Source organism: Pseudomonas sp. NFX183, assembly GCF_047943075.1.
Taxonomy (GTDB): Bacteria; Pseudomonadota; Gammaproteobacteria; order Pseudomonadales; family Pseudomonadaceae; genus Aquipseudomonas.
On record NZ_CP181333.1, the window covers coordinates 3,708,957 to 3,721,540 of the forward strand.

The window sequence follows — 12,584 nt, forward strand, 5'->3', positions numbered from 1 at the left end:
CCATGGTCTAGTCATGGGCTTGCTCAGCTGCTGGAAAATTTGTTTATTGGGCGCCCCTTTACGGGCTGAGGCGGCTTAGAAATGGCTTTGATCGTACAGAAATTCGGAGGCACCTCGGTCGGTTCTGTCGAAAGAATCGAGCAGGTCGCCGACAAGGTTAAGAAATTCCGCGACGCCGGCGACGACCTGGTAGTGGTGCTGTCGGCCATGAGCGGCGAGACCAATCGCCTGATCGATCTGGCCAAGGCGATCAGCGGTGATCAACAGCCGCTGCCGCGTGAGCTGGATGTGATCGTGTCCACCGGTGAACAGGTCACTATTGCCCTGTTGGCCATGGCGCTGAACAAGCGTGGTGTGCCGGCGGTGTCCTACACTGGCAGCCAGGTGCGCATCCTGACCGACAGCGCACATACCAAGGCGCGCATCCTGCAGATTGATGATCAGAAAATCCGCACAGATCTCAAAGCCGGGCGCGTGGTAGTTGTAGCCGGTTTCCAGGGTGTGGACGAGCAGGGCAACATTACAACCCTGGGGCGTGGCGGTTCAGACACCACCGGCGTAGCGCTGGCAGCGGCCCTTAAGGCTGACGAGTGCCAGATCTATACCGATGTGGACGGCGTCTACACCACCGATCCGCGTGTGGTGTCCGTGGCCCAGCGCCTGGACAAGATCACCTTTGAAGAGATGCTGGAAATGGCCAGTCTCGGTTCCAAGGTGCTGCAGATCCGCGCGGTGGAGTTCGCCGGCAAGTACAACGTTCCGCTGCGCGTATTGCACAGCTTCAAAGAGGGTCCGGGCACCCTCATTACTATTGATGAAGAGGAATCCATGGAACAGCCGATCATTTCCGGCATCGCTTTCAACCGCGATGAAGCCAAGCTGACGATCCGTGGCGTGCCGGATACTCCGGGCGTGGCCTTCAAGATCCTCGGTCCTATCAGTGGCGCGAACATTGAAGTCGACATGATCGTGCAGAACGTTTCGCACGATAACACCACCGATTTCACCTTCACTGTGCACCGTAACGAGTACGATGCGGCGGAGCGAATCCTGCAGAACACCGCGAGCGAGATTGGCGCCCGTGAAGTGGTCGGCGATACCAAGATTGCCAAGGTTTCGATCGTGGGCGTGGGCATGCGTTCCCATGCCGGCGTTGCCAGCCGCATGTTTGAGGCGCTGGCCAAGGAAAGCATCAACATCCAGATGATCTCCACCTCGGAAATCAAAGTCTCGGTGGTGATCGAAGAGAAGTACCTGGAACTGGCTGTACGCGCGCTGCATACCGCTTTTGAGCTGGACGCTCCGGCCCGACAGGGCGAGTGATGCGATGCCAGGAAGGCGCGGTTTACCGCGCCTTTCATTTTTTTGTGGGGCGCATGGTCTTTTGCGTGTGCTCGACAATACTTAGGCCGTTAGGGCTACGGCTTTCATGTCGTAGGTCGAACGCCTTTTTTTTGCAGACTGTTGTTCCTGAACTGAAATGCGTGAGGAGAAAGGTATGCTGATTCTGACTCGTCGGTGCGCAGAAAGCCTGATTATCGGTGATGGCGAAATCACCGTGACCGTGCTCGGCGTCAAAGGCAATCAAGTACGTATCGGGGTTAACGCTCCGAAAGAGGTAGCGGTCCACCGCGAGGAAATTTACCTGCGGATCAAGAAAGAGAAGGACGAAGAACCAAGCCTTTAATTTTTATCGTTTTTTATGTTTGCAAACGGGGATGAACGTGGTTAATATACGCCCCGTGTTGCGGAGAGCTGGCCGAGTGGCCGAAGGCGCTCCCCTGCTAAGGGAGTACACCTCAAAAGGGTGTCGGGGGTTCGAATCCCCCGTTCTCCGCCATTATTTGCTTAGTACGTTGCAATCTGGTTTTTTCGGTAAGTTGTTGAAATTACTCGAAAAAATAGCTTTACATAGAGATTGAACGGCCTATAATGCGCGGCAACAAATGCACTCGTAGCTCAGCTGGATAGAGTACTCGGCTACGAACCGAGCGGTCACAGGTTCGAATCCTGTCGAGTGCACCATTTAAGAGTCAGTTGCAGCAATGCAGGTGACTCGGCTTCAACCAGTTGTGATCTGGTCTAAAAACACAATCTGCACTCGTAGCTCAGCTGGATAGAGTACTCGGCTACGAACCGAGCGGTCACAGGTTCGAATCCTGTCGAGTGCACCATACAAACAAAAAGCCCGCCTAGTGCGGGCTTTTTGCCGTCTGGGGTTTGTGTGGGATTTTATCTTTTTCTCCCGCGCCATGTGTTTTCCTTATCCGCTGCGTCGTCGCAGTTCATAGATACAGCCAAAGCTCAGCTTTGGCTCGCAAGCGCTTGTTCTTTCCAGTTTTTTAACGTTTAAAACCGACGCAAGGTGTATCATTGCGCCCGTCAGCCCCGCCGGGGCTTGTGGAATACCTCCATGGACTTACCCAGTAGTTACTTAGTACCCCGTTTTACCAATCATGAATTGACTGATTGATCCTTCCGGCGTGCCCCGCTGCTGGGAGTGGAGTTCGCCTATGACCGAAGTAGAAGTAAAGAAAACGCAAGACAGCCTGCAGGATCGCCTGGCTCAAGTCATCGAGCTGCTGCAGCGCCAGCGCGTGGTCGAAGACCTCACGCACCGCCAGGAAGGTCCGCATCACGACCGCGTCGAAAACCTGGTGCACCGGCAGAACCTCGTCGAGCTGCAACGCAAGCTCGATGACCTGCACTCCGCCGACGTTGCCTATATCCTCGAAGCCTTGCCGCTGGATGATCGACTGACCCTGTGGCAGTTGGTGAAGGCCGACCGCGACGGCGATATTCTCCTCGAGGTATCCGACTCGGTCCGTGAAACCCTGATCGCCGACATGGACGATCATGAGCTCCTGGCAGCAGCCAGGGAGATGGACGCCGACGAACTGGCCGACCTGGCCCCCGAGCTGCCCCGTGATGTTGTCCATGAGCTGATGGAAGCGCTCGACAGCCAGCAGCGTGAGCGAGTGCGCTCCGCGCTGTCCTACGACGAGGATCAGGTCGGCGCATTGATGGACTTCGAGATGGTCACCATCCGCGAAGACGTCAGCCTGGAAGTGGTACTGCGTTATCTGCGTCGCCTGAAAGAGTTGCCCGGTCACACCGACAAATTGTTTGTGGTCGACTACGAAGGCATTCTCAAGGGCGTGCTGCCAATCAAGCGTCTGCTGGTGAATGATCCGGACAAGAAAGTTGCGGATTTGATGGCCAGCGACACCGTGAGCTTTCACCCGGATGAGGACGCCTACGAGGCGGCGCAGGCGTTTGAGCGTTACGACTTGATCTCGGCGCCGGTGGTCGACAAGAACGGCAAGCTGATTGGCCGTTTGACCATCGACGAAATGGTCGACCTGATTCGTGAAGAGAGTGAAACCGAAGTCCTCAACATGGCCGGTTTGCGTGAAGAGGAAGACATTTTTGCGTCGGTCTGGCGCTCTCTGCATAACCGTTGGGCCTGGCTGGCGATCAACCTGATCACAGCCTTTATCGCCTCGCGCGTGATCGGGCTGTTTGAAGGTTCGATCGAGAAGCTGGTGGCCTTGGCGGCGCTGATGCCGATTGTGGCGGGTATCGGCGGCAACTCCGGTAACCAGACGATCACCATGATCGTGCGTGCGATGGCGCTGGATCAGGTGAGTACGGCCAATTCCTCACGCCTGCTGCGCAAAGAGCTGGCCGTGGGCCTGATCAATGGCCTGGTGTGGGGTGGCGTGATCGGCGTGGTGGCTTACTTGCTGTATGGCAGTTGGTCGCTTGGCGTCGTGATGACCGCCGCCATGACCCTCAACCTGCTACTGGCGGCGTTGATGGGGGTGTTGATCCCCATGACCCTGGCGCGCCTTGGGCGTGATCCGGCGATGGGTGCCAGTGTGATGATCACTGCCATGACCGACAGCGGCGGCTTCTTCATCTTCCTGGGTCTGGCGACGATCTTTCTGCTCTGATCCCCCTCAGCGGGAGCACATCTGCTCCCGCTTTGCCGTCTATTCCCGGCACTCATTTATCAAATCGCAGGCAAAAAAAAGCCAGCACATGGCTGGCTTCGGCTTTCAACTGCAGATCAATTGGCTTCTGCGGCCGCCTCAACGTCGTGCGCAATAAGCGAGACGAGAGCATTTTGCTGGCGGTGGGAGAGCTGACGAAAACGCTGCAGCAGTTCGCGTTCGTGCAGTGACAGCTCAGGGCTGTCCAGGCGCATGCTCAACTCTTCGCCCAGCGCACCTTCCTGAATAAGGCTCTGTTCCAGGCGCGCGATGATTTCGGAGTTCATGCTGCGGTGATGATTGCGAGCCACCTCGGCAATGCGTTCCCGCATTCCGTCTGGCAGACGTACGACGAACTTGTCAGCCGTACGGCTGGAATAAATTGCCTGTTTCAATGGGCGCATATATTTAACCGGTTAGTTCAGGGGAGCGGTTTTTGGAATTGGCCGCAAGATGAGTGTTAAGACAAGGCTCACGACCAAAGTTCAACCCGAATTACAAAGAGGCCGCATCATGCCTCAGATTTGACAGTTCCTTGGCGTCAATTCTGTGACAAATATTGAACTGCCTAAAGGCTTTATGCCAGCACTCATTTGCATTTTTGCGGACTGGTTTGAAAACTTTTCAACGAGTGATTCCGCAAAGGAACTTCTCGCAAGTCCAGGCCACGGCAGGGTTTGAGGCCGCACATCCTATAGCAATATGGCCTTTTGCCCTCGTGTTTAAGACTAGTGGCAATTTGCCGATTTACTAGCACGAGGCGACATAAGGTAGGGGGGCAAGCAGGAGGGAGGAATCAGCGTAAGACGGGGTCGAATTTAATTCTGCGGCCCACGATGAGCGTCAGCAGCAGAAGGCTTGCACATACACCGGCAGCAACAAAAGCGGTGGTTTGCGCATCTTGGGCATCGGCGCCAAGGCCTGCGATGCCGGTTGCAACGGTCAGGCACAAAAACAGCCAGGCAGATTTAGTCATTCGCGATCCCTCAGAAAACCCAGTGTTCAGATGCTGGCGCGGCCTGACTGCCCTGGGTCAGGCGTACCGGCGATTGTGCGTTGGGCGTCATCACCGCCAATTGCGGGCGTTGTTGCAAATGGTGCGGCACCGCCTGGCTGATCTGTGCGGGATCATTGCTGCCAGTCGATTGAAAATGGAAGGTCACCAGTGCAGCAAGGGCTACGGTGTTGAGGGCTAACAGAAGGGCACTGTTCATGGTCATGTTCTCCGCTTAACGCCGTGGCCGGTTAGGTTTTGTAGGAGAAGTATTGCAGGTCTCGTGCCAAACTATTATTTCAATAAAATCAGTGGTTTAAGTCTACTTTAACGGCCCGTAAGGTTGCAATTTGCAATGCTGGCATTTTGGGGGAGTGCATTTTGCACGACGGTGATGGATCCCCCGGTTTTACGGGTTCAAACCGCGCCCTGCAGAACAAGGACAGGCCTACGCTCAAAAAGCCAACGGACGACATGACAAAACCTACCTCGGCCGTTAACATGCACGCCGTCCGTCGCCGCGCCTCTTGTCCGGTGGCTGTCATTTTGTCCCAGTAGCTCAATTGGATAGAGCATCCCCCTCCTAAGGGGAAGGTTGGCCGTTCGAACCGGCCCTGGGACACCAATATATTCAGCGGTTTCAGCATTTTCCAATATGTGTGTTTTTTTCCGTGGGTGCACTGCGGGTGCATTTGGGGGCTGAATTCGCCCCCGGACAGCATCAGCCTTGAAGGGAGTCAACTGATGGCGTTGGTCGATATTTTCTCAAAGCGTCAGAAACGTTTGCGAGGCGAGTTCTCCGACGTTTATTCGTATGACGCCATCCCTGAACCGCTCCGTGTTCAAATCGTGCATATCATGCTAGACAGTCTGGGCAGAAGTGGAGAGCGCACTGAAGGTGAACCATGGCGCTTCATCTGCGAGACATTATCGCGGGAGTATGGTCTTTTCAGATTGTGCGATTCCCGATCTACACGCGGCCGCAATTACCACGAGGAGCTTGTAGACTTCTTCTTAGAGGTGAGAGACGTCGATAGAGCGCTCGATGTGGTGGAGATGGGGTTTCAAATTCTCCATAGGGTCGGTCGTGAATTTACATTCAGATATCGTCAAGATGCACATGCAAGTGTCACGGCTGCTATTGACGAGCTAAATGGGCGTTTCCGTGAACACTCCGTTGGCTATCAGTTCGAGGCCGGAGAAATTATCCGCGTAGATTCACAGTACCTTCACGCTGAGGTCGTTAAGCCCGCTCTGCAGCTGCTCAATTCTCCGGGCTTTGCCGGTCCGCAAGACGAATTCTTGAGAGCACATGAGCATTACCGTCACGGGAATTCAAAAGAATCTTTGAATGAATGTCTCAAGTCTTTTGAGAGCATGATGAAGGCGATTTGCTCGAAAAGAGGCTGGCCCCTAACTGGTAAAGAGACTGCGAGCGGTCTAATCAAGGTGTGCCTCGAGAAGAATCTTATTCCTGCTTTCTGGCAAACCCAGTTTACCTCGCTAAAAAGCCTTCTTGAGTCAGCAGTTCCGACGGGAAGGAATAATTTAGCTGGTCACGGGCAGGGCGCTGAAGCTACTACGGTCCCGGATCATCTGGTGGCATATATGCTCCATATGACGGGAGCGTGCCTAGTCTTCTTGGCTGAATCGGAGCATCGACTGCAATGAGTGGCTATCCTCTAATTCGCAGGACCGTTGTGGTTGAGCAGTTCGCGTGCCTCGCTGTGGCTCGTATGCCAAGGCCTGCGCCGAGCAGCTCCTTTACCCGCTTGTGCAGTTCTTCATCGACTGGGCGACCTTGATACTTGCCAGCGGCTTTCGCTTTCTCGATACCCTGCGCCTGACGCTCGCGGCGCTGTTCGTAATCCTTGCGCGCGATCGCGGCCATCATCTCCACAAGCATAGAGTTGATCGCCCCCAGCATTCTCCCGGTGAACTCGTCGCCCTTGGTGTCCTGCATTCCCTGGTGGCTGGTCGGTAGGTCGAGCGCGACGATGCGCAGCCCCTTGGAGTCGATCGCAGCCTTCAGCTTTTGCCAATCCTCCACCGGCAAGCGGGAGAGGCGGTCTATCGACTCCACCAGCAATACGTCACCCTTGCGGGCATCCTTGAGCAGGCGCAGCAGCTCAGGCCGGTCGGCTGTGGCGCCGCTGGCGTTCTCCAGGTACACGCTTGCAATGACCTTGTTATGGTCGCTGGCGAACTGCTCGAGCGACGCCCGGGCACGGCCGGCGTCTTGTTCTTCGGTGGAGGCTCGGAGGTATGCGCGGATGAACATGATGGGTGCCTGTATCAGTTAGGGCGTTCTACTAATACTGTTGCACTATGGGTGTTACTTATCAAGCGAAAAGCACGGAAAAGGTAAAATAAGCCTGTATCTGGATAGGCATACCCTAGAGAGCTTGACATCGAGAAAGGCGCATAGGAGTCTTCGATACTATTAGGAACTAGGTACGCGCTCAGGGAGAGGGCCTTTGATCTACACGCCAAATCCGCAGCATCGAAGCAGAGCTTTTGCAGGAATTAAGTCCCAATGGACGATCTCACTTCCTGAGGAGCAAGTATGTTTTGAGCTTGCCGCTTCAGCAGACTGGTTCGGAAATGACTGCTATTGGGGTCTAAATGTTGGTGGTGGCTCTGTGCAGCCTATTGGAATAGCTCCACCGCCCATTGGTTGCCCTCTCCATGTTGCAAAATTTGTGGGTGATTCTCATCAAAATTGGCATGGCTACCCAGTCGCGCACTGGATAGCTCCATGGGATAGGCCTACGGAAGTAATTTTGACTAGCTGGAAGGGGTTCGGGTTTATCTCGAAAGCGCAGATGGCCAAGATACATAGGGGCAAAAAATGCGCTCTGTGAAACTTAGCATACCCGGAAGTTACTGGGATTCTCAAATCTACTCTGGTGAACTTATCCTTTTGGGTGATGGGGGAGAGCTCCATAAGGTTGCCTGGGAGGCATTTATAGATGATATAGCAGATCAACATCTAGAAATTCAGACTGCGATTAGAGTGGCCTTTTCGGATAGTGATTTGTTCTATAACACTAAGGTTCGTAGAATTTTGCGCGACCCCCATGTTGAACATCCTATAAAGTTGCAGCTTTCAAGACTTTCTGAGGCTAATTTGCATGCGGAAAACATGCGGTCTCGCGAGTATTGGTCGACACAGACTAGCCCGTTTAACTTTCTCCCTACAGATACAGAAGTTTACTATAACCAATTTTTTGCAGGTGGCAATGAAGGTCTCTATTCATTTCCACGAACTGCCTCTACTCGTTCAAGAGAGAGCCGGTTAAATAAACATCATGACGCAAGTATATTTCAGGTTAAAGCATCCGAGCGGTTTAGCGCGCTGGCCACGGCTGCAGGCACGGACGGGCTATTTGATTTCAGCGTTCCACGAAGCAGTTTTGATTCGCTTGGAAATGCTAGACAGCTCGCCACCCAAGCCTGTAGTGCTTGCGACTGGGCATTTCAAAGCGTAATGGGGTGGACCTCTGAAGACGCGTTTATGGCCAGCTTTAGAGAGGAGAAAGACCCGGGAACTAAGAAGAAAATTCGTGTGTTTGATCGAATTATTGATCAGCGAGAAATCTTCGGATTGAGCGGTGTTGCTGAGCCTGATTTCGTATGGGGCAGCAGAGAGAAGATGTATAAAATATCTGGCGGAGCGATATCTGTCAGCAATTACAACTCCTCCTATAAAGCAGAAAAAAAATCTAATTCTAAGTTTGAATATTTAGGCGGGCAGAGCCTCCCATTTGATGGTGATGTCGTTTCAACGGGAACTGCACCATTTGGGACTGTCTTGGAAATGGACGACCGTATAATAGTTTTGCGTAGCGACGGTGAGATTGAAGTTTTTCCGGGGGAGCCAGTCCATTGGCGAGTTTTTCCACGCTCGGAGCACTACAGCAATCAACTGCATATAATTTATGAGGATTATGTAGATATTATCTCATTTACTCATGATTACTTTGTAAATCAGCAAGAGAAGATTTTTGGTTTTTCCAAGTCTCGTGATGAATGAACCTGTTTAGGATCTAGTTTATTTTCTTGGTTTTTTTAAACTTGATCTTCGGCGTAAATCGCAGCACTGATGATCGCTCCACCCCAGCGCCGGTTACCGCAGCAAAGCGGTACTGGGTTGCCCGAAGCAGTGGTGTTTCGGGCTGCGCCAAATGCATACGATGGCGTGTTCTCCGGCGCTGCGCTGGTCTTGAGACCACCGGCTTGGGGACTGAGCATCTGGATCACGCCGCCGGCGACCATACCCACGCCAGATGCAAATAGACCGGCCGATACGGGAGGCGCCCAGAACGTGAAGAATGACGCTGCGATCAGCACGGCGCCGATTACGGTTTGAAGAACTCCAGAGCGTTTGCTGCCCACTATCACGGGGGCGATGATGATGTCGCCCTTGCCTTGAAACCCAAGCTCACCCTCACCGATATTTTTCTTGCCTCGAAATACCGCGAACACGAGGCCGCGAGACTTCGCATTCGACAGAAACCGTTCAAACCCTGGGATCTGCACTGACAGTGCTTTGATGGCCTCGGCCGGCGTGCGGACGGAGAATTGATAGGACTTACCGAATTGCCGTAGCTGCCCGCACAGCTTGATGGTGGTGAGTGGGGCATATTCAATTGCTGTAGCGGCCATATGGCCTCCTATGGATTGGTGGAAGGGGCTGGAAGCCCAAGGCGAATGGCGAGCACAGCGCGCGACATACGCGCCTGATCGATGGTCAATTGCTCCTGGCGCGGGTCGTAGTTCCACACCCGGTTGTAGATCGAATCGCTGGCCCGGGCGCCGCGGAATGTCCCTCTCAGCAGATCGGCCGAAACCCTGGCCTCTTCCTCGGTGAAGAAGGGGCCGTCGACTGTCACCTGTTGGCCACCACTGACGTGCTGGACCTCCCACACCGTGTAGCCGGCGTCCGGCCCCTGGATCAGTTCGTAGGGTTTGAATTTCTGCGTTTTGCACGCCTCGGTAAAGCGCTCTTGAAACGTCATGTCTTTTTACTCAAAGAATCAGCCGGCTGATCGGCGCTACCAATACTTGCGTAGCGCACGGATGGTCAGTTAGGCCGCTTCGGATTGATCAGGGGTCGCTTTTGCAGAGGTGCGAGTGGGCATTTTCGCCAGCCATTCGCGAAGTGCTTCGGAGCCCTCACAGCCCGATCGCCACTTCTCAAACCGGCCGGTGTACCCATTCGAATTGGCAACCATGCCGCTCAGTGCGACACCGGCATTGGAGGCGGTGGCCAGCACGTCATCGTAGATCGCTAGCATCTGCTTGAGCCCTTCAATGTCTTCGGCGCGGGACGCGGCAATACCTGCGCGCGAAAGGCTGTCAGCCGCCTCTGGCGATAGCCCGGAGAGCATTGGGTTGGCTCTGAGCACGGCCTTTACAACGTCGGGGTGACTACCAGCGCGCGCTTCAGCCACTAGCCGCTGACGCTCCTCCGGCTTGAGGCCTCGCACGATGGCTCGAAGCTCCTGATCAGCCAGGAAACCAACAACGTCCGAGCTAGCGCGAGGCGTGACCGCTGCAAACCCGCTGGCCACTGTTTGGGCCAGTGTGAGCATATCTTTTGCCGCCTTCTCCATCGCCGGCATCAGAGCGGGGATGATTCCATCAATCTGCTCTTTGCCCTTGCGCTCAATGGCAGCGGCGTTGAGGTCCTTGTTCTCGCGAATTGAGAGAATTTCTTCACCGAGGTCCTTGAACGCCTCCAGCGACAATCCCTGCAAATGGCGAACGGACTTCAGCAAGCCACCGGCCTGCCAGGTTCCTTTGGTGCCATCGGGGCGCTGAATATTGAAGGTTCTGGCCTCTACCTGGGAGTGCTCGTATTCGGAGTAGTGGAGATTGGCCAAGCCAACTTTGAGAACGGATCGTTTGCCGATTTTCATTGGGTTACCTTTTGATTGTCTGGCCGTGGTTCGGCCGTTTGTTGGTCTGAGGCTTCGCTCAGGATCTCGAATAGGGACACGCTCTCTTGGGGGCCGCCGCCGGTTGCTGCGGCGTGCAACTCGTCCATAAGGGCGCTGATCTCTCGCACGTCGCGATTGAACTGGGTGAGACCGGATTGCTGGCGCAACTTGGCCACCTGGCTACGGATGTTCATGGCGGGCCTCGATGATCAGTCGGTATTGTTCTGCGACGTGATTTTTGATGTGTTGCCCATCAGCCAATGGCGGGAAGATCCAAGCGTTAGCGCTTGGGAATGGCCGCATATCCATCACACCTACTGGAGCGGGACGGCGGAGGCTTTCAATTGCGCGGACGTGGAGAATGAACGCCTCTGCTAGATTGGCCGCGTCATAGCTGTTCATGGTGCAGAGTGGGAAGTGCATCACCGTCTGTACGCCCAGGACGGGATAGTTGAACGAATGGCCCACGGTCTTCGGGTAGTCCATCTCGTCCTCAACCGCGTCAACCCTGCAGTCCACCACCGTCAACATAACGAGAACTGTCTCTTCGTCGTCTGCGCCGATCTTTTCTGCAATTCGCTTGAGCTCGGCCCGCATCCACTTAATGCTCATTGCCGCATTCCCTCCATCTGTTCGCGGAGTTCTTCGACGGCCTTCTGTAGCTCGGCAACTTCGATTACACGGGCAACAGCGCCTAGCCCTTCAATCAATGCTTTGCCCTGATCTGGCGGTAGCTCGCCGGCGGCAACTGCGCGAAGGATTGATTTGGCTGCGCTGGGTAGGTCGGTATCGTCAAGGTCGAAGCACACTGTCTCGGCAGTTGGCTTGATTGGCGGTACCAGGCGTTCAAGGATCAGGCGGCAAGCCTGCATATCGCCCTTCTTGGCCGCTGTCAGAACCTTCTTTGTCACGGCGTCTGCACCTTCCGCGAGTCGGGCGCGCAGCTCCTGCGTCTGGCCGGATCGACCGCCAGGATTACCCGACTGTCCGGGCTTCCATTTGCCGGCTTTATCGCGATCAGTCATGCGGCGGGCGATTCCATAGCGATGACCGGTTTGTTTTCGGCGAGCGCTATCAGCAGGGCGGATGCTTGAACGCTTCCGTCTGCTGCGGCTTCGCGAAGGCGGCCCCAGGCGGCGGCAACTTCGGATCGAGTTGGTTTGTGCTGGCGTCCTCGGGCTGGCTTAGCTGTGTTCATAGGTGCTGCCTCGAATGGGTTTTGAGTGGCTCAAAAACTCACATTAGGCATGATCTGATCATTTATCCAGTGCTTTTTAGGTGCACTCTAGGTGATACACATAACCGGATTAAACGGGACTGAAATAGTTGGTTTGCAGCGGATTGAGGAGGGAATTTCTGTTGCAGTAAGTCTGGGGTAGGCAAAGTGATACGCAGCCGGGTTTCCGGCTCAGTCCGATCTCAGATTGAGGATGGAGCGGGGAGGGCTGACCTACCGTTTCGGTATGTCGGGTTTCCGCGCCACGTTTTGCGGGATTTGAAAACGTGGCGCGGAAGTATGATCCACCACTGGTGGAATACCCTGATCGGTGGGATTTACGAACCACAGAGAAATCCTCGGCAGTTCGCCGCCCAGGCAGAGTGAGGGAATCCCACTCGGGTCAGGATGGTTTGAAGGTGAGCAAGGATCAC

Annotated in this window: 15 protein-coding genes and 4 tRNA genes; 9 read left to right on the forward strand and 10 right to left on the reverse strand. The window is 54.7% G+C overall.

Features of this window, described 5'->3' with window-relative positions:
* The first annotated feature begins 81 nt into the window (after positions 1–81).
* From ACM530_RS17260 to mgtE, 6 genes are all read left to right on the forward strand, one after another.
* Entirely contained in the window at positions 82–1,323 is a 1,242-nt protein-coding gene (locus ACM530_RS17260) for an aspartate kinase (protein ID WP_056861669.1), read from the forward strand.
* 175 nt (positions 1,324–1,498) lie between these two features.
* Positions 1,499–1,687, forward strand: coding sequence for a carbon storage regulator CsrA (gene csrA, locus ACM530_RS17265; RefSeq protein ID WP_003175645.1), 189 nt, complete (start codon positions 1,499–1,501; stop codon positions 1,685–1,687).
* 62 nt (positions 1,688–1,749) lie between these two features.
* Positions 1,750–1,840, forward strand: a tRNA-Ser gene (locus tag ACM530_RS17270).
* Positions 1,841–1,948: 108 nt separating this feature from the next.
* Positions 1,949–2,025, forward strand: a tRNA-Arg gene (locus ACM530_RS17275).
* Positions 2,026–2,097: 72 nt separating this feature from the next.
* A tRNA-Arg gene (locus tag ACM530_RS17280) sits at positions 2,098–2,174 on the forward strand.
* Positions 2,175–2,513: 339 nt separating this feature from the next.
* Positions 2,514–3,956 (forward strand): magnesium transporter, encoded by a 1,443-nt coding sequence (gene mgtE, locus ACM530_RS17285; protein WP_145159361.1) that lies wholly within the window; start codon positions 2,514–2,516, stop codon positions 3,954–3,956.
* A gap of 116 nt (positions 3,957–4,072) precedes the next feature.
* Here mgtE and ACM530_RS17290 read toward each other — a convergent pair whose 3' ends face one another.
* The 3 genes from ACM530_RS17290 to ACM530_RS17300 all read right to left on the reverse strand — a co-directional run bounded on the left by ACM530_RS17290 (position 4,073) and on the right by ACM530_RS17300 (position 5,209).
* A complete protein-coding gene (locus tag ACM530_RS17290; protein ID WP_003193592.1) occupies positions 4,073–4,399 on the reverse strand; it encodes an Arc family DNA-binding protein in 327 nt (108 codons plus the stop codon).
* Between the two features lie 392 nt (positions 4,400–4,791).
* Positions 4,792–4,971, reverse strand: coding sequence for a PA3371 family protein (locus tag ACM530_RS17295; protein ID WP_106576125.1), 180 nt, complete (start codon positions 4,969–4,971; stop codon positions 4,792–4,794).
* Positions 4,972–4,981: 10 nt separating this feature from the next.
* Entirely contained in the window at positions 4,982–5,209 is a 228-nt protein-coding gene (locus tag ACM530_RS17300) for a hypothetical protein (RefSeq protein ID WP_145159360.1), read from the reverse strand.
* A gap of 328 nt (positions 5,210–5,537) precedes the next feature.
* Here ACM530_RS17300 and ACM530_RS17305 point away from each other — a divergent pair.
* Positions 5,538–5,614, forward strand: a tRNA-Arg gene (locus tag ACM530_RS17305).
* 119 nt (positions 5,615–5,733) lie between these two features.
* Positions 5,734–6,660, forward strand: a complete 927-nt coding sequence (locus ACM530_RS17310; RefSeq protein WP_416362745.1) for an STM4504/CBY_0614 family protein — start codon at positions 5,734–5,736, stop codon at positions 6,658–6,660.
* Between the two features lie 4 nt (positions 6,661–6,664).
* On the opposite strand, the gene ACM530_RS17315 is transcribed toward ACM530_RS17310, so the two are convergent.
* Positions 6,665–7,270: a recombinase family protein gene (locus ACM530_RS17315; RefSeq protein ID WP_416362746.1), complete on the reverse strand. Its 606-nt coding sequence runs from the start codon at positions 7,268–7,270 to the stop codon at positions 6,665–6,667.
* 570 nt (positions 7,271–7,840) lie between these two features.
* On the opposite strand from ACM530_RS17315, the gene ACM530_RS17320 reads away from it, so the two are divergent.
* The gene (locus tag ACM530_RS17320; RefSeq protein WP_416362747.1) at positions 7,841–9,025 is read left to right on the forward strand and encodes a hypothetical protein; all 1,185 of its coding nucleotides are present in this window, start codon (positions 7,841–7,843) and stop codon (positions 9,023–9,025) included.
* 35 nt (positions 9,026–9,060) lie between these two features.
* On the opposite strand, the gene ACM530_RS17325 is transcribed toward ACM530_RS17320, so the two are convergent.
* The 6 genes from ACM530_RS17325 to ACM530_RS17350 all read right to left on the reverse strand — a co-directional run bounded on the left by ACM530_RS17325 (position 9,061) and on the right by ACM530_RS17350 (position 11,959).
* On the reverse strand, positions 9,061–9,657 hold the full coding sequence (locus ACM530_RS17325) for a tail assembly protein (RefSeq protein ID WP_416362748.1): 597 nt from the start codon (positions 9,655–9,657) through the stop codon (positions 9,061–9,063).
* Positions 9,658–9,665: 8 nt separating this feature from the next.
* Positions 9,666–10,010, reverse strand: coding sequence for a hypothetical protein (locus ACM530_RS17330; protein ID WP_416362749.1), 345 nt, complete (start codon positions 10,008–10,010; stop codon positions 9,666–9,668).
* Positions 10,011–10,079: 69 nt separating this feature from the next.
* Positions 10,080–10,913, reverse strand: coding sequence for a hypothetical protein (locus ACM530_RS17335; protein WP_416362750.1), 834 nt, complete (start codon positions 10,911–10,913; stop codon positions 10,080–10,082).
* The gene (locus tag ACM530_RS17340) at positions 10,910–11,128 is read right to left on the reverse strand and encodes a hypothetical protein (RefSeq protein ID WP_092359525.1); all 219 of its coding nucleotides are present in this window, start codon (positions 11,126–11,128) and stop codon (positions 10,910–10,912) included. The genes ACM530_RS17335 and ACM530_RS17340 overlap by 4 nt, the downstream gene beginning before the upstream one ends.
* Positions 11,115–11,546 (reverse strand): hypothetical protein, encoded by a 432-nt coding sequence (locus ACM530_RS17345; protein WP_416362751.1) that lies wholly within the window; start codon positions 11,544–11,546, stop codon positions 11,115–11,117. The genes ACM530_RS17340 and ACM530_RS17345 overlap by 14 nt, the downstream gene beginning before the upstream one ends.
* Positions 11,543–11,959, reverse strand: coding sequence for a DUF5681 domain-containing protein (locus tag ACM530_RS17350; RefSeq protein ID WP_017529439.1), 417 nt, complete (start codon positions 11,957–11,959; stop codon positions 11,543–11,545). Before ACM530_RS17350 ends, ACM530_RS17345 begins: the two co-directional genes overlap by 4 nt.
* Between the last annotated feature and the right edge of the window lie 625 nt (positions 11,960–12,584).

Coding starts and splice junctions, on each gene's coding strand:
- ACM530_RS17260 (WP_056861669.1), top strand. CDS start 82: ATGGCTTTGATCGTACAGAAATTCGGAGGCACCTCGGTCGGTTCTGTC.
- csrA (WP_003175645.1), top strand. CDS start 1,499: ATGCTGATTCTGACTCGTCGGTGCGCAGAAAGCCTGATTATCGGTGAT.
- mgtE (WP_145159361.1), top strand. CDS start 2,514: ATGACCGAAGTAGAAGTAAAGAAAACGCAAGACAGCCTGCAGGATCGC.
- ACM530_RS17290 (WP_003193592.1), bottom strand. CDS start 4,399: ATGCGCCCATTGAAACAGGCAATTTATTCCAGCCGTACGGCTGACAAG.
- ACM530_RS17295 (WP_106576125.1), bottom strand. CDS start 4,971: ATGACTAAATCTGCCTGGCTGTTTTTGTGCCTGACCGTTGCAACCGGC.
- ACM530_RS17300 (WP_145159360.1), bottom strand. CDS start 5,209: ATGAACAGTGCCCTTCTGTTAGCCCTCAACACCGTAGCCCTTGCTGCA.
- ACM530_RS17310 (WP_416362745.1), top strand. CDS start 5,734: ATGGCGTTGGTCGATATTTTCTCAAAGCGTCAGAAACGTTTGCGAGGC.
- ACM530_RS17315 (WP_416362746.1), bottom strand. CDS start 7,270: ATGTTCATCCGCGCATACCTCCGAGCCTCCACCGAAGAACAAGACGCC.
- ACM530_RS17320 (WP_416362747.1), top strand. CDS start 7,841: ATGCGCTCTGTGAAACTTAGCATACCCGGAAGTTACTGGGATTCTCAA.
- ACM530_RS17325 (WP_416362748.1), bottom strand. CDS start 9,657: ATGGCCGCTACAGCAATTGAATATGCCCCACTCACCACCATCAAGCTG.
- ACM530_RS17330 (WP_416362749.1), bottom strand. CDS start 10,010: ATGACGTTTCAAGAGCGCTTTACCGAGGCGTGCAAAACGCAGAAATTC.
- ACM530_RS17335 (WP_416362750.1), bottom strand. CDS start 10,913: ATGAAAATCGGCAAACGATCCGTTCTCAAAGTTGGCTTGGCCAATCTC.
- ACM530_RS17340 (WP_092359525.1), bottom strand. CDS start 11,128: ATGAACATCCGTAGCCAGGTGGCCAAGTTGCGCCAGCAATCCGGTCTC.
- ACM530_RS17345 (WP_416362751.1), bottom strand. CDS start 11,546: ATGAGCATTAAGTGGATGCGGGCCGAGCTCAAGCGAATTGCAGAAAAG.
- ACM530_RS17350 (WP_017529439.1), bottom strand. CDS start 11,959: ATGACTGATCGCGATAAAGCCGGCAAATGGAAGCCCGGACAGTCGGGT.